This window comes from Nocardia sp. NBC_00416, from assembly GCF_036032445.1.
Classification (GTDB): Bacteria; Actinomycetota; Actinomycetes; order Mycobacteriales; family Mycobacteriaceae; genus Nocardia.
Genome location: NZ_CP107932.1, coordinates 5,987,480 through 6,011,974, shown reverse-complemented (window position 1 = coordinate 6,011,974; position 24,495 = coordinate 5,987,480). Strand labels below are relative to the sequence as shown.

28 protein-coding genes are annotated in these 24,495 nt (G+C 67.7%); 7 read left to right on the top strand and 21 right to left on the bottom strand.

Annotated features, from left to right (window positions below; all coding sequences use genetic code 11):
• Positions 1 to 142 precede the first annotated feature (142 nt).
• Positions 143 to 850: a siderophore-interacting protein gene (locus OG804_RS26050; RefSeq protein ID WP_328390829.1), complete on the top strand. Its 708-nt coding sequence runs from the start codon at positions 143 to 145 to the stop codon at positions 848 to 850.
• Between the two features lie 42 nt (positions 851 to 892).
• A complete protein-coding gene (locus OG804_RS26045; RefSeq protein WP_328390827.1) occupies positions 893 to 1,840 on the top strand; it encodes a pseudouridine synthase in 948 nt (315 codons plus the stop codon).
• Here OG804_RS26045 and OG804_RS26040 read toward each other — a convergent pair.
• Positions 1,834 to 3,363 carry an alpha/beta fold hydrolase gene (locus OG804_RS26040; protein WP_328390825.1) on the bottom strand — a complete coding sequence of 510 codons (1,530 nt, stop codon included), beginning with the start codon at positions 3,361 to 3,363 and terminating at the stop codon, positions 1,834 to 1,836. The genes OG804_RS26045 and OG804_RS26040 overlap by 7 nt on opposite strands.
• A gap of 159 nt (positions 3,364 to 3,522) precedes the next feature.
• On the opposite strand from OG804_RS26040, the gene OG804_RS26035 reads away from it, so the two are divergent.
• Complete coding sequence (locus OG804_RS26035; RefSeq protein WP_328390823.1) at positions 3,523 to 4,266, top strand: CPBP family intramembrane glutamic endopeptidase; 744 nt, start codon at positions 3,523 to 3,525, stop codon at positions 4,264 to 4,266.
• Between the two features lie 18 nt (positions 4,267 to 4,284).
• Here the strand turns inward: OG804_RS26035 and OG804_RS26030 are convergent, their stop codons facing one another.
• The 13 genes from OG804_RS26030 to rpsJ form a co-directional block, all read right to left on the bottom strand.
• Positions 4,285 to 4,875: a hypothetical protein gene (locus tag OG804_RS26030; protein WP_328390821.1), complete on the bottom strand. Its 591-nt coding sequence runs from the start codon at positions 4,873 to 4,875 to the stop codon at positions 4,285 to 4,287.
• A gap of 173 nt (positions 4,876 to 5,048) precedes the next feature.
• Positions 5,049 to 5,957, bottom strand: a complete 909-nt coding sequence (locus tag OG804_RS26025; RefSeq protein WP_328390819.1) for a hypothetical protein — start codon at positions 5,955 to 5,957, stop codon at positions 5,049 to 5,051.
• Positions 5,958 to 6,528: 571 nt separating this feature from the next.
• Positions 6,529 to 6,801 (bottom strand): 30S ribosomal protein S17, encoded by a 273-nt coding sequence (gene rpsQ, locus OG804_RS26020; protein WP_328390817.1) that lies wholly within the window; start codon positions 6,799 to 6,801, stop codon positions 6,529 to 6,531.
• Positions 6,798 to 7,037: a 50S ribosomal protein L29 gene (gene rpmC, locus OG804_RS26015; protein ID WP_328390814.1), complete on the bottom strand. Its 240-nt coding sequence runs from the start codon at positions 7,035 to 7,037 to the stop codon at positions 6,798 to 6,800. Before rpmC ends, rpsQ begins: the two co-directional genes overlap by 4 nt.
• Positions 7,037 to 7,453 (bottom strand): 50S ribosomal protein L16, encoded by a 417-nt coding sequence (gene rplP / locus OG804_RS26010; RefSeq protein WP_328390812.1) that lies wholly within the window; start codon positions 7,451 to 7,453, stop codon positions 7,037 to 7,039. The genes rpmC and rplP overlap by 1 nt, the downstream gene beginning before the upstream one ends.
• Positions 7,454 to 7,456: 3 nt before the next feature.
• Positions 7,457 to 8,254 (bottom strand): 30S ribosomal protein S3, encoded by a 798-nt coding sequence (gene rpsC / locus OG804_RS26005; RefSeq protein ID WP_328390810.1) that lies wholly within the window; start codon positions 8,252 to 8,254, stop codon positions 7,457 to 7,459.
• The gene (gene rplV / locus OG804_RS26000; protein ID WP_030522694.1) at positions 8,255 to 8,653 is read right to left on the bottom strand and encodes a 50S ribosomal protein L22; all 399 of its coding nucleotides are present in this window, start codon (positions 8,651 to 8,653) and stop codon (positions 8,255 to 8,257) included.
• Entirely contained in the window at positions 8,650 to 8,931 is a 282-nt protein-coding gene (rpsS, locus tag OG804_RS25995; protein WP_328390806.1) for a 30S ribosomal protein S19, read from the bottom strand. Before rpsS ends, rplV begins: the two co-directional genes overlap by 4 nt.
• 14 nt (positions 8,932 to 8,945) lie before the next feature.
• Positions 8,946 to 9,785, bottom strand: coding sequence for a 50S ribosomal protein L2 (gene rplB, locus OG804_RS25990; RefSeq protein WP_328390804.1), 840 nt, complete (start codon positions 9,783 to 9,785; stop codon positions 8,946 to 8,948).
• 33 nt (positions 9,786 to 9,818) lie between these two features.
• Positions 9,819 to 10,124, bottom strand: coding sequence for a 50S ribosomal protein L23 (rplW, locus tag OG804_RS25985; protein ID WP_280397800.1), 306 nt, complete (start codon positions 10,122 to 10,124; stop codon positions 9,819 to 9,821).
• Complete coding sequence (gene rplD, locus OG804_RS25980; RefSeq protein ID WP_328390800.1) at positions 10,121 to 10,810, bottom strand: 50S ribosomal protein L4; 690 nt, start codon at positions 10,808 to 10,810, stop codon at positions 10,121 to 10,123. The genes rplW and rplD overlap by 4 nt, the downstream gene beginning before the upstream one ends.
• A complete protein-coding gene (gene rplC / locus OG804_RS25975) occupies positions 10,807 to 11,472 on the bottom strand; it encodes a 50S ribosomal protein L3 (RefSeq protein ID WP_328390798.1) in 666 nt (221 codons plus the stop codon). The genes rplD and rplC overlap by 4 nt, the downstream gene beginning before the upstream one ends.
• A gap of 14 nt (positions 11,473 to 11,486) precedes the next feature.
• Positions 11,487 to 11,792: a 30S ribosomal protein S10 gene (gene rpsJ, locus OG804_RS25970; RefSeq protein ID WP_003938093.1), complete on the bottom strand. Its 306-nt coding sequence runs from the start codon at positions 11,790 to 11,792 to the stop codon at positions 11,487 to 11,489.
• A 459-nt stretch (positions 11,793 to 12,251) separates the two neighbouring features.
• Between rpsJ and OG804_RS25965 the strand changes: the two genes are divergently transcribed.
• Both OG804_RS25965 and OG804_RS25960 read left to right on the top strand, forming a co-directional pair.
• Positions 12,252 to 12,731, top strand: a complete 480-nt coding sequence (locus OG804_RS25965) for a hotdog fold domain-containing protein (protein ID WP_328390795.1) — start codon at positions 12,252 to 12,254, stop codon at positions 12,729 to 12,731.
• A gap of 124 nt (positions 12,732 to 12,855) precedes the next feature.
• A complete protein-coding gene (locus tag OG804_RS25960) occupies positions 12,856 to 14,058 on the top strand; it encodes a lycopene cyclase family protein (protein WP_328390793.1) in 1,203 nt (400 codons plus the stop codon).
• A gap of 10 nt (positions 14,059 to 14,068) precedes the next feature.
• Here OG804_RS25960 and OG804_RS25955 read toward each other — a convergent pair whose 3' ends face one another.
• From OG804_RS25955 to OG804_RS25945, 3 genes are read right to left on the bottom strand one after another with little or no spacing between them, the layout of a single operon-like run.
• Positions 14,069 to 14,941 carry an ABC transporter permease gene (locus OG804_RS25955; protein ID WP_328390791.1) on the bottom strand — a complete coding sequence of 291 codons (873 nt, stop codon included), beginning with the start codon at positions 14,939 to 14,941 and terminating at the stop codon, positions 14,069 to 14,071.
• Positions 14,938 to 15,747, bottom strand: coding sequence for an ABC transporter permease (locus OG804_RS25950; protein WP_328390789.1), 810 nt, complete (start codon positions 15,745 to 15,747; stop codon positions 14,938 to 14,940). The genes OG804_RS25955 and OG804_RS25950 overlap by 4 nt, the downstream gene beginning before the upstream one ends.
• Entirely contained in the window at positions 15,744 to 16,880 is a 1,137-nt protein-coding gene (locus OG804_RS25945; RefSeq protein WP_328390787.1) for an ATP-binding cassette domain-containing protein, read from the bottom strand. Before OG804_RS25945 ends, OG804_RS25950 begins: the two co-directional genes overlap by 4 nt.
• A 266-nt stretch (positions 16,881 to 17,146) precedes the next feature.
• Here OG804_RS25945 and OG804_RS25940 point away from each other — a divergent pair, with 266 nt between their 5' ends.
• Positions 17,147 to 18,664, top strand: coding sequence for an aldehyde dehydrogenase family protein (locus tag OG804_RS25940; protein WP_328390785.1), 1,518 nt, complete (start codon positions 17,147 to 17,149; stop codon positions 18,662 to 18,664).
• Between the two features lie 29 nt (positions 18,665 to 18,693).
• On the opposite strand, the gene OG804_RS25935 is transcribed toward OG804_RS25940, so the two are convergent.
• The 3 genes from OG804_RS25935 to OG804_RS25925 form a co-directional block, all read right to left on the bottom strand.
• The gene (locus OG804_RS25935; protein ID WP_328390783.1) at positions 18,694 to 19,422 is read right to left on the bottom strand and encodes a MerR family transcriptional regulator; all 729 of its coding nucleotides are present in this window, start codon (positions 19,420 to 19,422) and stop codon (positions 18,694 to 18,696) included.
• A 42-nt stretch (positions 19,423 to 19,464) separates the two neighbouring features.
• Positions 19,465 to 20,844 (bottom strand): serine hydrolase domain-containing protein, encoded by a 1,380-nt coding sequence (locus tag OG804_RS25930; protein ID WP_328390781.1) that lies wholly within the window; start codon positions 20,842 to 20,844, stop codon positions 19,465 to 19,467.
• A 70-nt stretch (positions 20,845 to 20,914) separates the two neighbouring features.
• Positions 20,915 to 22,171, bottom strand: a complete 1,257-nt coding sequence (locus tag OG804_RS25925; RefSeq protein WP_328390779.1) for a TetR/AcrR family transcriptional regulator — start codon at positions 22,169 to 22,171, stop codon at positions 20,915 to 20,917.
• Between the two features lie 133 nt (positions 22,172 to 22,304).
• On the opposite strand from OG804_RS25925, the gene OG804_RS25920 reads away from it, so the two are divergent.
• Positions 22,305 to 23,123: an enoyl-CoA hydratase-related protein gene (locus tag OG804_RS25920; protein ID WP_328390777.1), complete on the top strand. Its 819-nt coding sequence runs from the start codon at positions 22,305 to 22,307 to the stop codon at positions 23,121 to 23,123.
• A 159-nt stretch (positions 23,124 to 23,282) separates the two neighbouring features.
• Here the strand turns inward: OG804_RS25920 and OG804_RS25915 are convergent, their stop codons facing one another.
• Positions 23,283 to 24,305, bottom strand: coding sequence for an alpha/beta hydrolase (locus OG804_RS25915; RefSeq protein WP_328398749.1), 1,023 nt, complete (start codon positions 24,303 to 24,305; stop codon positions 23,283 to 23,285).
• Positions 24,306 to 24,495: the final 190 nt, after the last annotated feature.

Genomic DNA, 24,495 nt, shown 5'->3' with positions numbered 1-24,495 from the left:
GTTGTGCTGAATCGCGATCATCTTCACACAGCGAACGACAAAAAGATAGGTAAGGCTAACTTGTCCAATTTTCGCTCCGCCCGCCGTCGAAGGGCCGAAGCAAACCCTGATCCGCAGGCACACTTAGGTTAAGCTAACCTGCATGGGTAGAGGCAGTAATGGCGTAATCATGAAGGTGTGGCGGGCCGAGGATTACCGGCTGACCGTCACCTCCACCGAGCGGATCACCGATAAATTCGTCCGCATCGGCTTCACGGCCGGGGGGCTGCTCGCCGACCATCCGGTCCATCCCACACAGTTCATCCGGCTGTGGATTCCGGATGCCGAAACCGACAAACTGCACCACCGCGGCTACACCCTGATCGACCAGGATCCCGACAACGACCACTTCCACATCGAATTCGCCGTGCACAACGGACCGGCCAGCCAGTGGGCCGAACGCGCGCAGGTCGGCGAGGTGATCGAAACCTCGGTGCTCGGCTCGAAGTTCGAGCTGCCCGCGACCGCGCCCGGCGAATACGTGCTCTTCGGTGACAGCGCTTCCCTCCCCGCGGTGAACACGCTGCTCAAGGCGATCGGCGACGCCCCGGCCAGGATCTGGCTGGAATGGCAGTACGAATCGGACACCACCCTGCCCGTCCGCAACAAGCCGCACCACACGGTGACCTGGATCCAGCGGATCGATGACGGCCGCGGAATGCGCGAACAGGCCGAACAGCTCACCGTCGGACGGGACGCGTTCGCCTGGGTCGCCTGTGACACCGCCACCACCCGCGCCGTGGTGAAAAGTCTGCGGACCACCCATTCACTGCCGAAGGCGCAGATCAAAGCCCAGGGCTACTGGAAGTAACCGACCGCGGACGGACCGGGCGCGCCGACTAAGCTGCGACCGGTGAGAAGAAGGCAGCAACCTCCGCTGCCCAAGCGGTACGGGCTGGACCCGGCCCGGCTGCGGCTGCCCGAGGACGGCGACTGGCCGACCGTACGCGACCACCTGGTCCACCGGCTCCCCCGCGTCGCGCCCGCGCGGATCGACGAGATGCTGCGCGCGGGTGAGATCGTGGACCTGGACGGCCCCCTCACACCGGACGCGCCCTACGTCCCCGGCGGGGCGATCTGGTTCCACCGCGATCTCCCCGACGAGAAGCCGGTCCCGTTCGACATACCGATCGTGTACCGCGACAACACCATCCTGGTCGCCGACAAACCGCACTTCCTGGCCACCATTCCACGCGGACGCCATATCCTGCAGACGGCTCTGGTCCGGCTGCGACGCGAACTCGACCTCCCCGACCTGGTGCCCGCGCACCGGCTCGACCGCGCCACCGCCGGCCTCGTCCTGTTCGTGATCGATCCCGGGCTGCGCGGCGCCTATCAGATGCTGTTCCAGCGGCAGCGGGTCCGTAAACAGTACGAAGCCGTCGCCGGATATCGGGCCGAGCTCGATTTCCCGGTCGATCTGGAGAGCCGGATCATCAAGGAGAAACACGTCCTCGCCGCACAGCAGGTGCCGGGTCCGCCCAACGCACGCACCCGGATCGAACTGGTCGAGCGCCGCGGCGACCGCGCACGCTATCGGCTCCGGCCCGAAACCGGGCGCACCCATCAACTCCGACTGCACATGAACTCGCTGGGCATCCCGATCCTGGGCGACGACTTCTATCCCACGATCACCGACAAACCCATCGAGGACTTCACCCGGCCGCTGCAGTTACTCGCCGCCGAACTCGAGTTCACCGATCCCGTGACCGGTGAACTCCGGCGATTCGACACCGGCCGGACATTGCAGGCGTGGCACTCGCCGGACAGCTGGGCCGCCGAACCCGCCACCGGTCACTGAACCGGGCGGTCCGGACGGCATTCGATATCGGTGAGCGGTAGCCGTCCGTCCCGGAAATACCCGTTGATCGCGTCGCCGACGCACGCGCTCAGCCCTGGACGGAAGGTGAGATGAATCCGGGTATCTCGCAGGGTCACCAACCGCGACGCGGTGAGCTTCCGATGTAAGCCCACCGCATGGGAGTACGGGGTCCGCGGATCACCGGCGGCCTGCGTGATGAGCACCGGGACCGCGTTCCGGACCACCGTCGGGGGTTCCACAGGCCGCGGCCAGAACGCGCACGGCTGAATATTGCCGGCCAGCGCACCGAACACCGGCTGGGCGCCGCGGGTCTCCTCGATCCGGCGCCGGTACCACTCGGGATCGGCCGGGGCGGCGACATCCCCGCACGCGATCACCATCAACGCGGAGTTCTCGCCGGTGTGCAATTCCGCCAGCACGTCCCGCAGACCGGACTCGGGCGAACTCGTCGAATCCCCTGCGACGGCGTCCCGGATATCCCGGACGGTCGCCGCGAGCGTCTCGTTCACCTGAAAGCTACGGAGCAGATTGTGCAGCAGAAACGGCAACACCCGGTCGTCCACCGGGTAGCCGTCGACCACGACGGGTGCCGCCGCGACGCGCTGATACAGACCCTCGACCGTGCCGCGCACCTCCGGCCCCGTCCGCCCGAGCCGGTAGGTCGAGTCCCGGGCCGCGGCCCAGCTCGCCCAGTCGTCCAGCGCGGTCTCGTCGGCCGGGCCCCAATCCTGCACCAAACCGGTCCAGTACCGGTCCGGGTCGACAGCACTGTCGAGCACCATCCGGTCGGTGCGGTCGGGGAACATCTGGGTGAACACCGCACCGAGGTACGTGCCATAGGACAAACCGAAGAAACTCAGTTCCTCCTCCCCCAGGACCGCACGGATCAGATCCATATCGCGGGCCGTATTGCGCGTGGTCAGGAAACGCAGTTTCGCCGGGTCGGTATCGAGGCAGGCCGCGGCCGATTCGGCCGCCAGCCCGGCCTCCTGCTCGAAACCGGCGTCGGACCGCCCCGCCGAACGAATCGCCTCCCCCACCCGCCAGCCACACAGCGGCGGCGCATCCGAGGCGCCCACACCCCGCGGGTCCATTCCGATCAGGTCGTACTGCGCCCGCACCTGCGGATCGAGCACATCGCCCAGCAGGCCGAGGCTGTCCAATCCCGATGCCCCCGGCCCACCCGGGTTGGACAGCAGAATGCCCCGCCGCCGAGCGGGGTCGGTAGCCGGTGCCCGGGAGATCGCCACCGTCAGGGTGCGGCCGTCGGGGTCGCCATAGTCGAGCGGTACCAGCAGGTTCGCACATTCCGTGCCCGGCGTGGTGACCGTTTCCGCCGGGCAAGGCGCCCAGTGCAACTCCTGGCCGTAGAAGGGGACGCGCACACCGTCGCCGCGCAGCACGGGCACACTCAGCAGCAGCACCCCCAGCCCGAGCAGCCACCGGCCCGCCTGCCGCGATCTCCGCACCACCCGCGGCTCGGCGGACACGCCGGTCGACATCGCAACCTACTTTCCTGGCCACCCGCGGATCACCGCGCAGGGTCGGCCGGACACCGCGCGCGGCACAGCGTAGTCGAGTCGGTGCGGCCTCGCCCGGTGCAGACATCGCGGCCCGCGCCCACCCCGGCCGCCTTTCCCGTCATCCGTACACTTGGCCCAATGCTCCACCCGGTTCCCGAGAAAACCGCTGCTCCGCGGCCCAGAATCCATGCCTACGCCGATGTGGCGGTGGTGGTGGCCGTGCTCGTCTGCACCAACCTGATCGCGCATTTCACCACCGCGTGGGCGAATATCGTCAGCGTCCCGATCGCCGCGTTGGTGCTGCTGGGGCTCATGCGCCGGCGCGGACTGCGCTGGGCCGAGTTCGGCCTCTCGCCGCGTCACTGGCGGACCGGGACCAAGTACGCGCTCGCCGCGGTCGGGGTGGTGCTGGCGGCGGTCGCCATCGGCGCCGCGCTACCGCTGACCCGACCGTTCTTCCTCGCCGACCGTTACGCCACCATCTCCGGCGCCCTCATCGCCTCGATGATCGTGATCCCACTGCAGACCGTGATCCCGGAGGAACTCGCGTTTCGCGGGGTGCTGCACGGCACGCTCGACCGGGCGTGGGGCGCCCGCGGCGTGTTCGCGGCCGGATCGCTGCTCTTCGGACTCTGGCATATCGCCTCGTCCTTCGGCCTCACCGCGGGCAACCGCGGCCTCACCGAGGTGATCGGCGGCGGCCCGTTCGCTCAGCTCGCCGGTGTGCTGATCGCCGTGGCCGCGACCGCGGCGGCCGCGGTCGTGTTCACCTGGCTGCGGCACCGCAGCGGCAGCCTGCTGGCGCCCATCGCCCTGCACTGGGCGGTCAACGGCGCCGGCGCCCTCACGGCCGCGCTCCTCTGGCATACGACGCTGGCCTGAGGTCGCTCGGCCCGAGATTCAGCAGTGCTCGCAGATGCCGGTGGCCGGGAGCTGGATGAAACAGCTGGAACAGACCACCGTGCGCGCCCCGGTATCCGATTTGGCCGCGGCCTGACGGGTCGCGGCGGCGGCCTGCCGGGCGGTGCCGCCGCGCGGGATCAGCGGCGGCGTACCGCCGTCGGCGGGCACATCGGCGCCGTAGGCCGCATAGCAGGCCCAGCGGGCGTAGGCGGCGTGCGTCTCGATATCGGCGGGCACCGGTAGTGCGGCCAGTTCGAGCACGTACTTGTAGCTGTCGCCGACCTTCAGATTGCGTTTGACGCACAATGCCGTCAACGGCGGCTCACCCGCGTTGTGGCAGCGTCGGGCCACTTTGCGCAGAATCGCGTCCATCCAGGTGCGAGTCGGGGCGTCGGTACGCACCCCTGACATCTCCTGCACCCGGTCGGCCAGTTCCTGCACGGTGACGTAATACCCGTATTCCGTCGCGGTCTCGCCCAGCGCCTCGTACGCGGCCATAGCCCAGCCTGCCGCGGCATCGCGGAAGGTCACCGCCATACCGTCGTCGCTCCGCCAGGCCCCCGAAATCGTTGTCGCAGCGTCCCTCATAGCCCGTACACCCTAGCGCCGAGGGACCCCCATACGTCAACCGCCCTCCCCTATATCACATTTCGGGACTCGGATACGACGACGGTCACACCCCCGGACGAACTCGCCGCTCCGCCTGCGTGCGCGCCTGTCGGAGCACAGGCCGGGCGCCATCGCGCGCTTGCGCCCACCGATCAGACATCTTCGAAGACGGGCTCGGCGGGCACCGGATCCTCCTCGGCCGACGTATCAGTGTGGGACACCTGCTGGTCTACGCCGCGCCGGGACGCCGAATTCCTGATGAGGCCGGGCAGCGACGGGAAGAGCCCCGGCTGACCGTTGTCCGAATCGACGCTCCTGACCACCCCACCGGCGACCTGGACGACCGAAGCGGGGTCGCGTGCACCGAGCTCGGTACCGGTACCGGCGGGAACCGTTTCCTCGGTCGTGCCCGGGCCTGCTTCACCATCCTTCTCCGGCAGCCCCCGCACGCTCCGCATACTGGCCAGCGACGCGGCAGCCATGGGTAGCGCGGCCAGTCCCGCCAGGATCGGCGCCGACCCGGCGCCGGCGCCGAGACCGCTGAAGGCCTCTGCCGGGATCCCCAATACGGCAGCACCGCTGTCACCGGAACCGCCGGCGAGCTGGGTATTCCTGTCCGAGGTATTCGCCACCTGCTCGTAGACCAGTTCCACCGCGTGCGCGACGACCTCCGTCAGCGCCGTGTTCTCTGCCGTCGTCAAGATGCGGCCCTGCGCCGCCGCGAGATTCGCCTTCAGATCGTCGACGATCTCCATGATCTTGCGCAGCGCGGACTGCTGCTGATCGGCGACCACGGACAAGGTTCCGGCGACCTGATCGTCCATACCCAGCAGCGAATCGTACTGTCCACGGGCATTGTTAGCTATGTCCTGGTACACCGGACCGATGGCGCCGCTACCGAGCTGCTGGTGAGTGATCGTTGTCGACGGGCACTCGGGCGTCGGAAGTGGCAGCGGCGCCCCACCGGCGAGGAGATCGACCGCATTCCGGATGGCGATCTCCGCGCCGTGGATGAAATCTCGAACAGCTTCGGAAGCACCGGACGGGCAATCCAGATTCACGACCGGGCACCGGCCCTGGGCAGGTGGGATCAGGTTCTCATCGTGGCAACGCTGCTTCGGCTCTTCGGGTTTCGGCTCTCCAACAGGCCTTTCCCGGCTCGTCTCGGAATCACCGCCCGCGGAACCGGACCCGGCCGGGCTCGTGGTGTCATCGCCGCCCCCGGGACCGCCCCCGGTACCGGGCCCGGTCGGAGGCCCAGAGGAGTCGTCCAGCTCACCAGGATCCCGGACACCTCCTTCTTCGTGCCGGGCATTTCCTTCTTCGTGCCGGGTACGTCCCGCTTCCCGCCGCCCGGCAGTCACTTCTTCCGGGGGAATACTTACGCCGCCGGCGCCGCCAGGGATATCCATGTCATCCTCGTTGCTGTCGTGAGTCGCTCTCTGCATCATGCGGGAGGTCTGCCTGCCCGAATGAGCCCACGACTCCGACATTTACGACTTGCTAGGCTTCCCCGATCCCGGCGGTGAACCGACTTCCATTGCGCCGTCACCACCTACAGATACGCAAAGGCCCGCTTCCCGAACCGGGAAGCGGGCCTTACGTTTACGACTCGTCAGCCGAGGAGCAGGCCTACTTGGCCTTCTCCAGGACCTCGACCAGCCGCCACCGCTTGGTGGCCGACGTCGGCCGGGTCTCCATCAGCTGCACGCGATCGCCGACACCGGCGGTCTCGTTCTCGTCGTGCGCCTTCACCTTGGAGGTGGTGCGAATGATCTTGCCGTAGAGCTTGTGCCGGTGACGGTCTTCCAGCTCGACGACGATCGTCTTGTTCATCTTGTCGGAGACAACGTAGCCGACCCGCACTTTGCGAGTGCCGCGCTGCTCCTCCACCTGCTCGCTCATGCCGCATCTCCCTTGTCAGCGGGTCCGGTGGTCAAACCGAGCTCGCGCTCACGCATGACCGTGTAGATGCGCGCGATCTCGTGACGCACCACACGCAGCCGGCGATTGTTGGTCAGCTGACCGGTCGCCATCTGGAAGCGCAGATTGAACAGCTCTTCCTTCGACTCGCGCAGGCGGGAGACGAGCTCCTCTTCGGTCAGCTCGCGGAGCTCTGGGGCCGGAGTGCCGGTTGCCATCAGAACTGCTCCTCCCTCGTCACGATCCTGCACTTCATCGGGAGCTTGTGCATCGCGCGGCGCAGGGCCTCACGAGCGGTCTCCTCGTTCGGGTAACTCATCTCGAACATCACCCGACCCGGCTTGACGTTCGCGATCCACCACTCCGGCGAACCCTTACCGGAACCCATGCGGGTCTCGGCGGGCTTCTTGGTGAGCGGGCGATCCGGGTAGATGTTGATCCAGATCTTGCCGCCACGCTTGATGTGGCGGGTCATCGCGATACGAGCCGACTCGATCTGCCGGTTGGTCACGTACGCCGGCTCCAGTGCCTGGATGCCGAACTCACCGAACGACACCGAGGTGCCGCCCTTGGCGAGACCGCTGCGGCTCGGGTGATGCTGCTTGCGGAACTTGACCTTGCGGGGCATCAGCATTGGTCAGCCCTCCTGCTTTTCTGCCGGGGGCTCGGCCACTGCGGTAGCGGCGCGCCCGGCCTCGGTGCTGGTCGCGGTGGTGCCGGAGGAACCGGAACGACGCGGACGGTTCGGGCGCTCCCGGCGCGGGCGATCCCCGGCCGGCGCGCTCGGGGTGGCCAGCTCACGCTTGCCGCCGACGATATCGCCCTTGTAGATCCAGACCTTGACACCGATACGACCGAAGGTGGTCTTGGCCTCGTACAGGCCGTAATCGATATCGGCACGCAGCGTGTGCAGCGGGACGCGGCCTTCGCGGTAGAACTCCGAGCGCGACATTTCGGCGCCGCCGAGACGGCCCGAGCACTGCACGCGGATGCCCTTGACGTTCGGCGAACGCATGGCCGACTGAATGGCCTTACGCATCGCACGACGGAACGCCACGCGGTTGGAGAGCTGCTCGGCCACACCCTGGGCGACCAGCTGGGCATCCGATTCGGGGTTCTTGACCTCGAGGATGTTCAGCTGGACCTGCTTCTTGGTGAGCTTCTCCAGCTCGGCGCGGATCCGGTCGGCCTCCGCGCCGCGGCGGCCGATGACGATGCCCGGACGCGCGGTGTGGATATCGACGCGAACCCGGTCACGGGTGCGTTCGATCTCCACCTTGGAGATGCCGGCACGTTCCATACCGGTGCTCAGCAGCTTGCGGATGGCGACGTCTTCCTTGACGTAATCCGCGTACTGCTTGTCGGCGTACCAACGGGACTTCCAGTCGGTGGTGATACCGAGGCGGAAGCCATGGGGGTTGATTTTCTGTCCCATTTACTTTGCCCCTCCCTTCCGGCGGCCACGAGTGCCACCGGCGGTGGGGACGCTCTCGACCTCGATGGTGATGTGGCTGGTGCGCTTGCGGATCCGGAACGCGCGGCCCTGGGCACGCGGCTGGAAACGCTTCATGGTCGCGCCCTCGTCGACATACGCCGTCGAGATGACCAGGGTGTCGGGGTTGAGGCCGAGGTTGTTCTCGGCGTTCGCCGCGGCACTGGCCACGACCTTGGCGACCGGTTCGCTGGCGGCCTGCGGGGCGAAGCGCAGCAGGTCGAGCGCGTCGGAGACGCGCTTACCGCGGACCAGGTCCACCACTCGGCGGGCCTTCATCGGGGTCACGCGCACGTGCTTGGCGGTCGCGCGCGCAGTCGGATTCTGAGTTTCTGTGCTCATCGCCGCTTGCTCTTCCGATCTTCCTTGACGTGGCTGCGGAACGTCCTCGTCGGCGCGAACTCACCGAGCTTGTGCCCGACCATGTTCTCCGAGACGAACACCGGCACGTGCTTGCGACCGTCGTGGACGGCGAAGGTGTGACCGATGAAATCGGGGGTGATGGTCGAACGACGCGACCAGGTCTTGATGACCTGCTTGCTGCCCTTGTCGTTCTGCACGTCCACCTTCGCTTGGAGGTGGTCGTCGACGAACGGGCCCTTCTTGAGGCTGCGTGGCATTTCTTACCTCCTCCTTAGCGCTTGTTCTTGCCGGTGCGACGGCGACGGACGATGAGCTTGTCGCTCGGGCGGTTCGGCTTACGGGTGCGGCCTTCCGGCTGACCCCACGGCGAGACCGGGTGGCGACCACCGGAGGTCTTGCCTTCACCACCGCCGTGCGGGTGGTCGACCGGGTTCATGACGACACCACGGACGGTGGGTCGGCGACCCTTCCACCGCATACGACCGGCCTTGCCCCAGTTGATGTTCGACTGTTCGGCATTGCCGACCTCGCCGACGGTGGCGCGGCAGCGCACGTCGACACGGCGGATTTCACCGGAGGGCATACGCAGCGTGGCGTAGGGGCCTTCCTTGCCCAGCAGCTGGATGCTGGCGCCGGCCGAGCGGGCCATCTTGGCGCCGCCGCCGGGTCGCAGCTCCACCGCGTGGATGGTGGTACCGGTCGGGATATTGCGCAGCGGCAGGTTGTTGCCGGGCTTGATATCCGCGGTCGGACCGGACTCGATCTTCGTGCCCTGCGCGATGCCCTTGGGCGCGATGATGTAGCGCTTCTCGCCGTCCAGGTAGTGCAGCAGCGCGATATTGGCGGTGCGGTTGGGGTCGTACTCGATATGAGCGACCTTGGCCGGCACGCCGTCCTTGTCGAGCCGGCGGAAGTCGATCAGCCGGTAGGCACGCTTGTGACCGCCACCGCGATGCCGGGTGGTGATCCGGCCGTGCGCGTTGCGGCCGCCGCTCTTGCTCAGCGGGCGGACGAGCGACTTCTCGGGGGTGGTCCGGGTGATCTCGGCGAAGTCCGAGACGGACGACCCGCGGCGGCCCGGGGTAGTCGGCTTGTACTTACGGATTGCCATGAGTTCTTCTCTGCTTTCTGGATTCCCCGCCGCCTACGCGACCGGGCCTCCGAAGATCTCGATGGGCTTGCTGTCGGCCGAGATGGTCACGAGCGCGCGCTTGGTGTTCTTGCGCTTGCCGTAACCGAAGCGGGTCCGCTTGCGCTTGCCCTGACGGTTGGCGGTGTTGACGCTGGTGACCGTTACCCCGAAGACCTTCTCGACCGCGATCTTGATCTGGGTCTTGTTCGAGTCCGGGTGAACCAGGAAGGTGTAGGTGCCTTCCTCGATCAGCCCGTAGGACTTCTCCGAGATGACCGGCGCCAGCAGGATGTCGCGCGGATCGGCGATGGTGCTCACTTGCTCTCCTCCTGTGCAGCCTCAGCCGGGCCGTGCACGAAGGCGTTGAGCGCCTCGACGCTGAACACGACTACGTCGCTGTCCAGAACGTCATAGGTGTTCAGCTGGTCCGGTGCGATGGTGTGCACGTATTCCAGGTTGCGGGCACTCTTCCAGGCGGCGATGTCATCGCGGCCGACGACCAGCAGGAACTTCTTGCGATCCGAGAGCTCGGACAGGAAGATCTTCGCGGTCTTGGTCGAGGGGTCCTGGCCCGCGACGAGTTCGCTGATCACGTGGATCCGCTCGTTACGCGCCCGATCCGACAGCGCACCACGCAGGGCGGCCTGGATCATCTTCTTGGGGGTGCGCTGGCTGTAGTCACGCGGCTTGGGGCCGTGCACGATGCCACCACCGGCGAACTGCGGGGCGCGGGTCGAACCCTGGCGGGCGCGGCCGGTGCCCTTCTGGCGGTACGGCTTCTTACCACCGCCGCGGACTTCACCGCGGGTCTTGGTGGAATGCGTGCCCTGGCGAGCGGCGGCCTGCTGGGCCACGACCACCTGGTGCATCAGCGCGATATTGGCGGTCACGTCGAAGATCTCCGCGGGGAGATCGACGGTGCCGTTGGTCTTACCGCCCAGTTCCTTCACCGGCAGGGTGAGGTTGGCGGATTTCTTCTCCGTACTCACAGCGGAGCTGCTCATGCGTGCGCACCACCCTTCACGGCGCTCTTGACGATCACGACGCCGCCTTTGCGACCCGGGATCGCACCCTTGATCAGCAGCAGGCCGTTCTCGGCGTCCACCTTGTGAACCGACAGGTTCTGCGTGGTGACGCGGTCGTTACCCATCCGGCCCGACATCCGCATGCCCTTGAACACGCGGCCGGGGGTGGCGCAGCCACCGATGGAACCCGGGCGGCGGTGCACGGCCTGCGCACCGTGGGAGGCGCCCTGACCCTTGAAGCCGTGACGCTTCATGGTGCCGGCGAAACCCTTGCCCTTGCTGGTGCCGGTCACATCGACGTAGCCGCCCTCTTCGAAGGACTCGGCCGAGATCTCCTGGCCGACTTCGAAAGTGGACGCGTCCGCGACGCGGATCTCGGCGACGTGCCGGCGCGGCGTGACGCCCGCCTTGGAGAACTGGCCGGATTCCGGCTTGTTCACCTTGCGGGGGTCGATGGCGCCGAAGGCGACCTGCACGGCGCTGTAGCCGTCGCGCTCGACGGTGCGGATCTGGGTGACCACATTGGGTCCGGCCTTGACGACGGTGACCGGGACGACCCGGTTCTTGTCGTCGAACACCTGGGTCATGCCCAATTTGGTGCCCAGGATGCCGGCCACGGGCCTGCTCTTGTTGTCAGTCATGTCTCGAGTCCCCGTCACTGGATATTGACGTCGACGCTGGCCGGCAGGTCGATGCGCATGAGCGCGTCCACCGTCTTCGGCGTCGGGTCGAGGATGTCGATCAGCCGCTTGTGCGTACGCATCTCGAAGTGCTCGCGCGAGTCCTTGTACTTGTGCGGCGAACGGATGACGCAGTACACGTTCTTCTCGGTCGGCAACGGCACCGGCCCGACGACCCGGGCCCCGGTGCGGGTCACCGTTTCGACGATCTTGCGCGCAGACGCGTCGATCGCCTCGTGGTCATAGGCCTTGAGCCTGATGCGGATCTTCTGTCCCGCCACGCTAAGTGTCCTTTTCTCCGCTTTCGTCCGTGATCCGGAAACCGGCGACGGCTCCGTACCACCTTCATTTGCACAGCCCGAACACACGATGACGTCTCAGTGGAGACCACGACCGGGCACCGCCCAGTCCTCGCCGCTGTTCATCTGTCATGGTTCTCCGGTCCACGCGGTCGGGCGTGTCGCCCCTCCGCTCATTCCTCGGCCCCGGAAGAAAACTTCGATCGCGGCCTTCGGAACTGTGTCCCGGACGCACCCACACCACAAAAGGTGGGGTACTCGCTGGTTTTGCTCACCCCGCCCGGCCTGGTCGTTTCACAGAAACAACCGCCACCCGGGGCAAGGCAACCCGAACAGTATGCACGAGCCCCCCGAGCCGTTTCAAATCGGGGTCGGCCGAGGTCGGGCACTCGCTGAACCATAGCAGCGCACCACTATCTTACCGATGAGTAAGATAGTGGTATGACCAACGAGACCGGCACCTACCGCGGCTGGCGAAAACTGCCGGACAACCCCCTGGGCCACGGCCTCTTCTCCCTGTCGATGGTGGCCCGCGTGCCGTACTTCGCCACCGTGCTACCCCGCGTGATCCGGCTGGAACCGGGCTTGTGCGAGGTCAGAGCACCGAAATGGTTCGGCGTCCACAACCATCTGGGCACCTTCCACGCAATCGCCGCCTGCAACCTGGCCGAGATCGCGATGGGCATGCTGAGCGAGGCGACGGTACCCACCACACACCGCTGGATCCCCAAAGGGATGCAGGTCCAGTACCTGACGAAAGCGACGACGGGCCTGCGGGCGGTGGCCGAACTCACCGAGATCCCGGACTTCACGGCGATCACCGAGGGGCAGGACGTGACGGTCCCGGTCGCGATCTATGACAAGACCGGGCGGGAAGTCGTGCATGCGCAGATCACGACCTGGGTTACTCCGAAGAACTGAATACCGAGGCCGGGGGCGAGCAGTGGTGGGTCGTGCCGGGATATCGGAGGTTCACCAGCGGCGATCGGGCTGCCGGAGGCCACGCTTATTGCTCTCCTCGGGATCAGGCCGTTGAATGCATTACATGGCAGACAGCGCGGTCCGGGAGTTCGATATCTGTGTCGTCGGGCTGGGCCCGTCGGGGCGCGCCCTCGCTCACCGCGCCACGGTGGCGGGCCTTCGGGTGGCCGCCGTCGACCCCCGCCCGGACCGTTTGTGGCCGCCGACCTTCTCCTGCTGGATCGATGAGCTCCCGGAGTGGTTGCCGCCCAGTGTGATCGCGAGCCGGATCCCGGCGCCGGTGGTCTGGACGACTTCCGAGATCAAGGTCGAACGCCCCTATTGCGTGCTGTCGAAGCCGCGGCTGCGCGACGCGCTGCCGCTCGACGACGCCCGGGTGTACACGGGCCGCGCGACGCGGGTGGACGCCCATGAGGTCGAACTCGCCGACGGCACGATAATCGGCGCGGCGGTGGTGGTCGATTCGCGCGGTATGCCGCCGCTCGGCGACCGCCGCGCCGCCAGCGCGCACGGGATCTTCGTCGCCGCCGAAACGGCCGCCCCCATGGTCGGCGACGGTGAGGGGCTGCTGCTGGATTGGCGGCCGGAGAACGGGGCCGGACCGGATGAGCCGCCGTCGTTCCTGTACTCGGTGCCGCTCGGCGACGGGACCGTGATCTTCGAGGAGACCAGCCTGGGATTGCGCGGAGGCATGCCGCAGCACGAACTCCGTAAACGCACGCTCAGCCGCCTCGCCGCGCACGGGATCGTGCTGACCGGCGAGGAGCCGAGCGAGGCCGCCCACTATCCGCTCGACACCCCGCCGCCCCGCAAGGGCGTCGGCCGGGTGGTGCCGTTCGGTTCGCGGGGCGGGATGATGCATCCGTGTACCGGCTACAGCGTCGCCGACTCCTTCGCGCTGGCCGATACCGCGGTCGAGGCGATCCGGGCCGGCGAGGACGCCGTCGCCGCGTTGTGGCCGTGGCGGGCCCGGCTCACCTATTGGATGCGGATGCGCGGACTGTGGGGTCTGGGCCGGCTGACCACCGAGCAGTCCGTCGCCATGTTCGATTCCTTCTTCTCCGCGTCGCCGCGCGGCCGGCACGCCCTGCTCTCGGCGCACGACGACTACGCGGCGCTGGGCGCCGTCCTGTTCAACACGGTCTCCCGCACCTGGCCGTTCCACTGGCGCTACGACCTCGTCGGCTGGACCCACCGCGACCGCTGGGTCGGCTACCCGTTCGCACCGGCTACTTCCGAGACCCGGGCGACCGGCTCCCGGAAGTAACCGCCCCGGATCAGCCGCCGGTTTCGGCGGCCTTCCGGTAGCCGCGGACCGCGGGATAGCCGAACACCAGGAGTACGCCGCCGACCCACAGCAGGGTGTCGACGAGCGGTTCGGCGACCGGGCCGCCGAAGGACAGACCCTTCATCGCCTCGATGGCGCAGCTCATCGGCTGGTTCTCCACCGTGGACCGCAACCAGGTCGGGTAGGCGAAGACCGGTACGAAACCGGAGTTGAAGAAGAGCAGCAGGTTGGTGACGATCCCGACGGCCTGGACGAGCAGCGCGCCTTCGGTGAAGGTGGCGATCGCGGTGATGAACACCGCGAAACCGATGCCGAACAGGATCGGGATACCGATGAGCCCGAGCGCGGCCAACAACCCCTGTTCGAATCGGAAACCGAGACAGTAGCCCACCGCGAGCACGATCAGCGTGGTGATCAGCACCCGGATCGCCTCGGCGAGCAGCCGGCCGGTCAGGCCCGCCGCCCGATGGATCGGCATGGTCCAGAACCGGCCGAGCAGCCCGGTGACCTTCTCGGCTTTGAACCCCAGCGCACTCACCACCGCGCCGGTCATCGCCGCGACGAGGGTGATCATCGGGACGGTGCCGTAGATGGCGGGCCGGCCGGTGAAACTGGAGATGGAATCGTCGAGCACGATCCAGAACATGACCAGGGTCAGCGCCGGGTACACGATCGTCTGGATGGTCGTCGCCGGATCGCGCAGCCAGGCCGTCAACAGCCGCTTGCACTGGATCGAACTGTGCACCGCCCAGGTCACCGGCGATTTCTCGGGCCGCGGGTCGACCTTCGGGAACTCGATCGCGGTGCCGTGCGCTACCCGGCCGCCCGCTTCGGTGGCCGCGGACGTATCGATGACACTCATGCTCGCCTCACACTCGCCCAGATCGCGAACGGCGTGAACACCGCGGCCGCCGCGAACAGCCACAGCAATCCCACCCGCAGCACCTCCCAGGTCACGCCGTCACCGGCCATATCCCGCAGCGTGTAAGCCCACTGGGTGATGGGTTGGTTGCGCACGAACGGCCGGACCCATTCCGGGAATCCGGTCTCGGGAACGAAACCGCACGACATCATGCCGAAGATCAAGGTCGGCAGGGTGAGGGCCTGACTCAGTGATTCCGGGCTCTTGGTCAGGCTGCCCAGCCCGTCGGCTCCGATCGCCAGGAAGGTTCCGACGGCGATCGCGAAGGCACAGAACCCGACCGTCTGTCCCCACCCGGCGGTGAATTCGAAACCGATGAGGTGGCCGTAGATCAGGGCCGCGGTGAGGGAGACGACCGAGCGGACCAATCCGGCGGCGATCCGCGAGGCCAGCGGCACGAGTAGCCCGATCGGCATGGTCTGCAGCCGGGTACTGAATCCGGTGAGCGCCTCGAAGGCGGCCAGCTGCGCATTCGACATCATGGTGAACGCCATGGTCTGCAACACCACGATCGGCATGACGAACTGCGCGTAATCGATGCCCTGGAACTGCATGACATAGCGCAGCGGCAGATAGAAACCGACGGTGAAGACCAGCGGCGTCAGAATCGCGGCGATCAGTTCGCCCTTGGTGGCCATGGTCCAGACGATGCGGCCGGTCAGCGCCCGCCACTGCGCGAACGAGGACACCCGCGTCGGCGGGAGTTCGGCGAACAGGTCGGCACGGGACACGGCGGGAGCGCTCACGCCGGGTCACCCGGCTCGTCGGCCTGGCCCGAGTGGCCGGTGATGGACAGGAACACATCGTCGAGCGAGGGCCGGCGCAGCCCGATATCGGCCAGCGCGATACCGGCGGCGTCCAGGCGACGCAGCGCCTCGGCCAGTGTCGCGGCGCCGTCCGGGGCGGGGATGGACAGCCGTTCGGCACCGGCCGAGTCGGCCGATACCGTGGGCGGAACCAGATCGCCGAGGGCGGCGGCGGCGAGACTCAACTTGGTCGGGTCCAGCGGTACGACCTCGCAGTAGCTGCCGCCGGTCTTCTCCTTGAGTTCGTCGGCGGTGCCCTCCGCGATCACGGTGCCCTTGTCGATCACGATGATGTTGTCCGACAGCACATCGGCTTCTTCGAGGTACTGGGTGGTCAGCAGGACGGTGATCCCCTGTTCCTTCAGCGCGCTCACCAGATCCCACACGCCCTGGCGGCTGCGCGGGTCGAGACCGGTGGTCGGTTCGTCGAGGAACACCACCTCCGGCCGGACCACCAGGCCGCAGGCGATATCCACCCGCCGCCGCATACCGCCGGAATACTGGCGCACCGGGCGGCGACCGGAGGCGACCAGGTCGAATTCGGCGAGCAACGCGTCGGCGCGCTTACGCGCCGCGGACTTGCTCAGACCCATCAGCCGGCCGAACAGTTCGAGGTTCTCCCGTCCCGACAGATTCTCGTCGAGGGCGGCGTACTGACCGGTCATCATGATCGACCGGCGCACCCCCGCCGGGTCCTGCCGGATATCGCGACCGGCCACGACCGCGGTCCCGGAGTCGGGACGCAGCAGGGTGGACAGAATCTTGACGCTGGTGGTCTTGCCCGCGCCGTTGGGGCCCAGGATCCCGAGCACGCTGCCGCGCGCGGCCGAGAAGCTGATACCGCGCAACGCGTGCACATCGCCGAAGGATTTGGTGATGTCCTCGACCCGGACGGCATCCGCGGACGCGGTCGCGGCGGGCGCGATGCCGTTGGTGTGGATCTGTCCGGCGGCCGCCTCGGCACCGCCGGTCCCGGACTTCGATGGATCGACACCGGGCGGGCGGGAATCCACCGACCGAGTCGGCGGGGCATTCTCGCCGGCGGCTGTCCCGGCTTCGTTCGAACTCGGCATCAACTCTCCACTATCGGCCGGACTGGCTGCGGGGTAACCGGCGCATCGGTATCCCGCTGGATGATCCCTGGCGCAGGGCGCGATGTTACCGGCTGGGTTATCGCGCACCGGAGCGCCGCCCTTACCCCGAGCCGGCCCGAATCAATTGTGCCTTTGCTCACAGCAGCGCCGTGGCCGGTCATCCACGCTGGTCGGCGGTGCAAGGACAGTCCATTGGCAGTGTCGGTGTCTTGTCGGCGCTACGCCACCACCATAATCTGACTTTCATGGCCGATACCGCGCAGCCCGAGGTGGCGGCGCGTTCGGGAGGATCCGGCCGACCGAGCGTGCTCACATCCCACGACCCCCGTACCGGCGAGGTCGTGGGCAGTTATGCCGTTGCCGGCCCCAGCGAACTCGAACGCGCGGTGCATGCCGCGCGAACCGTCGAGAACTGGTGGTCGACAGCTGGTTTCGGAACCCGCAAGCGACTGCTGCTGGAGTGGAAACGGATCATCACGCGCCGAGCCGCTCAACTGGTGGACATCCTGCGCGACGAAACGGGTAAGCCCGAGGCCGACGCCGCGATCGAGGTGATGCTCGCCGTCGAGAACCTGGAGTGGGCGGCCCGCAACGCCAGCCGGGCGCTGAGCAGGCGCACGCTGGCCTCGAACTGGCTGACCCGCAACCAGCGGGCCTCGGTGGGGTATCTCCCACTGGGGGTGATCGGCGTTATCGGCCCCTGGCAGAACCCGGTTTTCACGCCCATGGGTTCGATCGCCTACGCCATGGCCGCGGGAAACTCGGTGATCTTCAAACCGCACGAGGTGACCAGCGGCACCGGACTGTGGCTGGCCGATACGTGGCGTGAGATCGCCCCCGACCGGCCCGTCCTCGCGGCCGTCACCGGCGACGATTCCACCGCCGCCGCGCTGTGCCGGGCCGGCGTCGACAAGATCGCGTACGCGGGGCCGGAGGCCGACGGCCGCGAGGTGATCTCACTGTGCGCCCAGACCTTGACGCCGGTGGTGGTCGAGAACTCCGGCAAGGGCGCGATGATCGTGCACGTCGACGCGAAGCTCGACGACGCCGCCGACGCCGCGGTTTTCGGGGCGATGGCCAACGCGGGCCAGAACGCGACCGGCGTCCAGCGCGCCTACGTCGCCGCCTCGGTCTACGACCAGTTCCTGAATCTGGTGGTCAGCCGGGCGAAAGCGTTGCGCCCGGGAGCGGACCGGCGCTCGTCCTACGGGCCGATGATCCTGGAATCGCAGACCGAGGTGGTGCGCAAACAGGTCCGCGACGCGCTGGCACGGGGCGGACGCGCGGTGGTCGGCGGACTGGATTCGATTCGTGAACCCTACGTCGAGCCCATCGTGCTGGTCGATGTGCCGGAGGAGAGCATCGCGATCACCGAGGAGGGCATCGGTCCGGTCCTCATCGTGAACAAGGTGCGCGATCTGGACGACGCGGTCACCCGCATCAACGACGCCGGACGAGGTATCGCGGTATCGGTGTTCACCCGCGATATCGCCGAGGTCGAAATCTACGCCGAACGGCTGCGGGCCGGGGTGGTCACGGTCAATACGGCCACCACCTACGCCAGCATCCCGGCGCTGCCGTTCGGCGGGCTCGGCGAATACGGTCAGGGGCACAGCCACGGCGTGCACGGTCTGCGCGAATTCAGCCGGACCCTGTCCATCGCCCGCAACCGGTACGGCGAACCGCTGGGCCTGTCCAGTTTCAACCGGAATGTGCGGCGACTGCGGTTGGCGCGCACGGTTTTCCGATTCCGGCACGGGTAACGCACCCGGTTCCGGACGGGATGCCGGCCTCAGCCGACAGAGTTGCGCGCGAGACCCGTCAGCCGATCCCACGCGGGTGAGGTGACGCCGACAGAGTCGGTCACCAGGCGGAGCAGTTCCGGGTCCAGCGCCGGGGTCGTCCGGCCCGCTCCACCGGCTCTGCCCGCCAGCCACCGTGCGGTGCGGTCCGCGAGTTCCGGCAGTCGCGGGTCGGCGGCCGGCCAGTCGAACGCGGCGTCGTAGTCGAGGTACAGGGCGGCGAACTCCGGATCGTCCAGGGCATCCAATTTGTCGGCGACCCAGCCCGCCGCCTGCTCCGGGGCGACCGATTGCAGCAGTATCCAGATATCGCGCTCCATCCGGGCGGCCCGCGCGCTCGCGCCGAGCCGCCGCAGACGCTGCAGGTACTCGGCGACCTCGCCGGATACGAAGAGCCGGTCGCCGCCATCCAGCTCGGCTATCCGCTCGCGGGTTCGCCGGATCTCCGCGGCGCGTTCGACGAGCGCGGAATCGATCTCGGCGACCGCCGCCGCGAAGTCGTCCGGATCGGCGGCCAGCAACTCCTTGATACGCGCCAGCGGCACCCCCGCCCGGGCCAGCGTCTTGATCTTGACCAGTTCGACCGCGTCTTCGGCACTGTAGCGCCGATACCCGGAGGAGTCGCGCGACGGCTCGGGAAGTAGCCCGCGCTCGTGATAGACGCGCACGGCCTTGGTCGTGACGCCCGCGTACCGCGCGAGCTGACCGATGGTGATCACGGATGTTCCCTTCCGACGAGTCGGTGCCACGCGACGCACTCGTCACCGGGCCCGGTTGAACAACCGGCCGGCGAGGTCGATTCCCACCACACCGCCGGACTCGTCCCGGGTAAAGTACCCGCGCTGTCCCACCAGGCCACCGGCGGTCACGATGTATTCGTCGGCGTCGCCGGGCAGCAGGCCGAGGGCCGCGGGCGGCAGGTCGGGCGGCAGCTCGGTCTCCGCCGCGGCCCGGACCTCCGGTTTGATGGCGCATCCGATCGTCACACCGGAACCGTCGGTTTCGAGGGTGAGTCGCATCATCTCGTTCTCGTAATCCCCGAGGATCTCCGCCGCGCGCGCCGCGTCGTAGGGCAACGGCTCCGGATCGTGTTCCACCACACCGAGATAACGCGCCAACGCCCACCGCACCACACCGCGATCGAATTCGAGGCCCGCGTCCGGGCCCGCGTTGGACATCACGATCACGGCGAAATTCCGTTCGGGCACGATCAGCAGATCGGCGAACTGGCCGTTGCCCGACCCGCCGTGCCCGATGATCGCGACACCGTCCACCTCCCGCAGGAACCAGCAGATGCCGAACGCATCGCCCAGTGTGCTGCCACGCAGTTCCACCGTCTCGACCCGCATACGGCGCAGGAGTTCGGCGGACAGCATCCGTTCGCCCTCGGCGGTGCGTCCGTCGCCGAGGTGGAAACGCGCCCACCGGAGCAGGTCGCCGACCGAGGACACCACACCGCCACCGGGATTGTTGGAGCGGTTGTCCTTCCACTGCGTGGCGACCGCGAGCGCACCCGTGTCGTCCGCGTTGTGTCCCACCGCGAACCGGCGGGTCATCACGTCGTTGAGCGCGTAGTCACTGTCCGCCAGACCGAGGGGCTCGAACAGTAGGGTGCGGACGGCTTGTTCGAAGGTCCGGCCGGTGACGTTCTCGATGATCCGGCCCGCCAGGTTGAAACCGGCCTGGCTGTAGGACGGGCGGGTACCCGGTTCCGCGACCAACGGGGCCGCCGCGAGCAGCTCCGCGTGCCGGGCGAGCGCGTCCTCCCCTTCTCCGGTATCGGCGCTCAACTTCCATTCCAAACCGGCGGTGTGGTTGAGCAGCTGCGACACCGTGACCTCGTGCGCCGCGACGGCGGGCCCGGCGAATTCCGGAACATAGCGTCGCACCGGCGCGTCCAGCTCCACGAGCCCTTGATCGACGAGCCGCATGAGCGCGGTCGCGGTGAACGTCTTGCTCACCGACCCGATGACGAACCCGGTGTCCCGATCGACCGGGAGCGGATTCCGCACACTCGTCACCCCGTGGCATACGATGTGCTCCCGCCCATCGGCCCAGATCCCCACCGCCACACCCGGCACACCCAGTTCTACCGCCGCGGCCGAAACGAATTCCGCCAGTTCCTTGTCCATCTCGTTCATGACTCAATGGTCGAACCTTGCCCCTGGGGCAAGGTCAAGCCCTTATCCGAGACAGTGCGATCGAGCCTGGTCAGGCATGGATTCGACGACCGCCGTCGGGCGACGGTCCGAGCAGGACCGCCATCATCAGCGCATGCACCCGGGCCAGGTGCTGCGGCCGGGAATCGAAACGGATCAACCGGCCCACATCGATGACCTGACCGATCGCCGAATGCACCCGGAAGCGAGCTTCGGTCGGATCGCCGTCGAGCAGATTCGCCCACTCGTGCACGTTCTGCCGTTGGATCGCGCGCAGTTTGTGCTGTTCGGCCGGTGGCAGATTCGGGAACTCCGCGTAGTACACCGGCATGATCTCGGGCATGGTGAAACTGAGCCGGACATAGCGATCGGCGATCTTGTCCACCGCGTCGGGGCGGCCACTGGCCTCGGCGAGCGCCTCGGTGATGGCGAACGCCAAGCGGTCACCGGTGCGATGGAAGGCCGCGGCCAGCAGATCGGATTTGCTGCTGAAGTACCGGTAGACACTGGAGGCGTTGATCCCGACGGCCGCGCCGATCTCTTCGATACTGGCCTCGTGATAGCCCCGGCGGCCGAAGATCCGGATCGCCTCGGTGAGCAGCTGTTCCCGCTTCGAGGTCACCGGAAGACCGCGCGGCGCATTGTCCGCCTCGCCCGCGCCGGGGGCGGGCGGCAGTTCGGCGCGCACGATCGACCACGCCATATCGCGTAGCAACGGATGGAGTTTGGTGCTCGACAGGGCGGTGCGGTGCGCCGAGATGCTGCCGATCACGCTGAGCACGGCGGCGGCCAGCAGGGCGATGTCCTCGGGCGGGGCGTCCGGACGGAGTTGTTCGATCGGCGCGGCGAAGGCGCTGTTGATCTCGTTGTACAGGGTGCGGATCCGGGCGCGGTCGGGCTGCTCCAGGTAGCGGCCCTCCCACCGGTACAGGCCGGCCTCACGCCGGATATCGATGGTGTGCTCGGCGACAGCCTTGATCAAGCCGTCGAGGCGTTCGCCGGGGGCCGCCCCTGGGTCGTCCGCGGCCCGCGCGGCTTCGAGCAGTTGCCGCGCGCCTTCCTCCGCCGCGGCGACCAGCAGGGCGTACTTGTTGGCGAAATGGCGGTACAGGGCAGGACCGGAGATCCCGACCTCGGCCGCGATCTCGTCCACGCCGACCGGGTAGTAGCCGCGTTCGCTGAAAGCCCGGGCCGCGGCCCTCATGATCTGGACCTTGCGGTCCTTGGGCCGACGCCGCCCGCCCTGGCCGTTGCCACGGTCGGCCGGACGCACGCGCACCGGGTCCACCCGGCTGCTATCCGCGACCATGCATTCTCCGTTCCGTCGGCGGCGCCGCCGGTGTTGACAGCGCCCGACAAGTCAACCTAAGTTAACCACAATTCGCAACGTTAACCGCTATTCGCCACCCGGTTGGCACCGGACCGCACCCGATGGAGCGCGCATGGTCAACACAGATTCCCCGACTTCCCCCACCGAACGGCCGACGGGTTTCTCCGCCGTGCGAGACGGCCGTGTGCTGCGGGTGACGCTCACCAAGCCCAAACGCAAGAATGCCCTCGACTACGACTCCATGGTGGCACTGGGCGAGACCTTCCTCGCCGCCGCACAGGACAAATCCGTGCGGGTGGTCGTACTCACCGGTGAAGGCGGAGATTTCTGCACCGGCGCCGACCTCGCCGCCAGCGCCGAAGAGGGCGCCCGCGGCATCACCGCGGATATGGTGATGGACGCCGCCAACCGGCTCGTCCGCGCCATCGTCGACCTACCGGTACCGGTGATCGTGCGCCTCCGCGGCGCGACCGCCGGCGTCGGCGTCGGCATCGCGCTGGCCGCCGACCTCGTGTACGCCGAAGCCGACTCCTACCTGCTGCTGGCGTTCATCAATATCGGCCTGATGCCCGACGGCGGCGCCGCGGCCCTGGTCGCCGCGGCCGCGGGCCGCCCGCTGGCGGCACGGATGGCACTGCTCGGCGAACGTCTCCCCGCCCCCGCCGCTCACGCCGAGGGCCTGTTCACCGACGTACTCGCGGGCACCGAGGAACTGGACGCGGCCGTCGAGGCCGCGGCCGAGAAGATCTCGCACGGCCCCCGCCGCGCCCTCGAACTGACCAAGAAGGCGCTCAACCGCGCCACTCTGACCGCCCTCGATACGGCACTGGCCGACGAGAAGGCCGGGCAGGCCGAACTGCTGCAGTCCCCCGACTTCTTCGAAGGCGCGGGCGCGATGCTGGGCAAGCGCAAGGCGGTCTTCGCGGAGTAGGGGTCTACGACGCTGGACCAACTCCGTGCACCGCACGGGAAGGTGCTGAAGGGGGCTCACTCGCCTCTCACCTTCGCGGTCCTGGTCACCCGAACCCGCGTCCCGAAACGCGAGTAGCGCGCCGGAGCACCGGCGCGCTACTCGATTCGCTGTGTGGAATTACAGTCCGAGACCACCCGCGAGGACCGGCCAGGAAGCCAGGAACTCGTCTTCCCAGTAGCCCCACGAGTGGGTGCCGGTGTCGCGGAAGTTGAAGGTGGCCGGGATGCCCAGGGAGTCCAGCCGGTTCTTCAGGTTGTGCGTGCAGTAGTTGGTGCCCGCTTCGATGACGCCGCCGACCAGGATCTGGTTGGCGAGCCCGTAGGAGCCGGGCAGGGTGTGCGGGCCGTTCAGCGTGTCCCAGCGGCCGGGCAGGCCGTTACCGGTGGAAACGTAGAGATCGACGCCGCGGAGTTTCTCGGCGTTCACGTAGGGATCGTTCTCGACCCAGGCCGGCGAACCGTCCGGACCGTACATGTTGTCGGTGTTGCCACCGCCCCACACGTTGACGGTGAGCTTCACGAATTCCGAGCCGACCGGGTCACTGGTCTGGGCGCAACCGCTGTAGGCGGCAGCCGCCTTGTAGAGCCCGGGCTTGGCGATCGGCAGGGCCAGCACGGTGGTGCCCGAAGTGGACAGGCCGGCGATCGCGTTGACGCCGTTGGTGCCCAGCGCGCCGTCGACCAGCGGCGGGAGCTCTTCGGTGAAGAACGTCTTCCACTTGTTGCGGCCGAGCGCCGGATCGTCCTTGATCCAGTCGGTGTAGTAGCTCCAGCTACCGCCGATGGGCTGGATGACGTTGACGTTCTTGTCGGCCAGGAAGCCGAGGGTGTTGGTCTGGGCCTGCCAGGACGCCGAGTCCTCGCCGCCACCTGCGCCGTTGAGCAGATAGAGCGTCGGCCGCGGCTCCGAGGCGTCGGCCGGGCGCTGAACATCGACGACGATGTCCTTGTCCATCGCCGTGGAGTGCACGTAGAGGCGCAGGTTCCGATCGTCCTTGTACTCGGCCTTCACGATGCGCGACCCGTCGGGCGCGGTGGGATCGGCCAGCAGAGTCTTGGATTCGATGATCGGGTCCGCCGTGGCGGTACTACCGCCGAGGCCCGTCATCACTCCGGTGAGCACTGCCGTGGCCGCGACCATCGCCGCGGCGCGCCTACCGCCACGCCGGGTGAGTCGACGTATCAATTTCGCACCTTCGCTTCGTCTCGAATTTTCATTCGGGCCTTCCGCACCGCAACAACCGGCTCCCGGACCCGAACGCCTCACAGTAACCGGGCAGGAATCACCCACCCCGGGGGTTCTGCCCGTGTAGTCGTACTTCGCGGACATA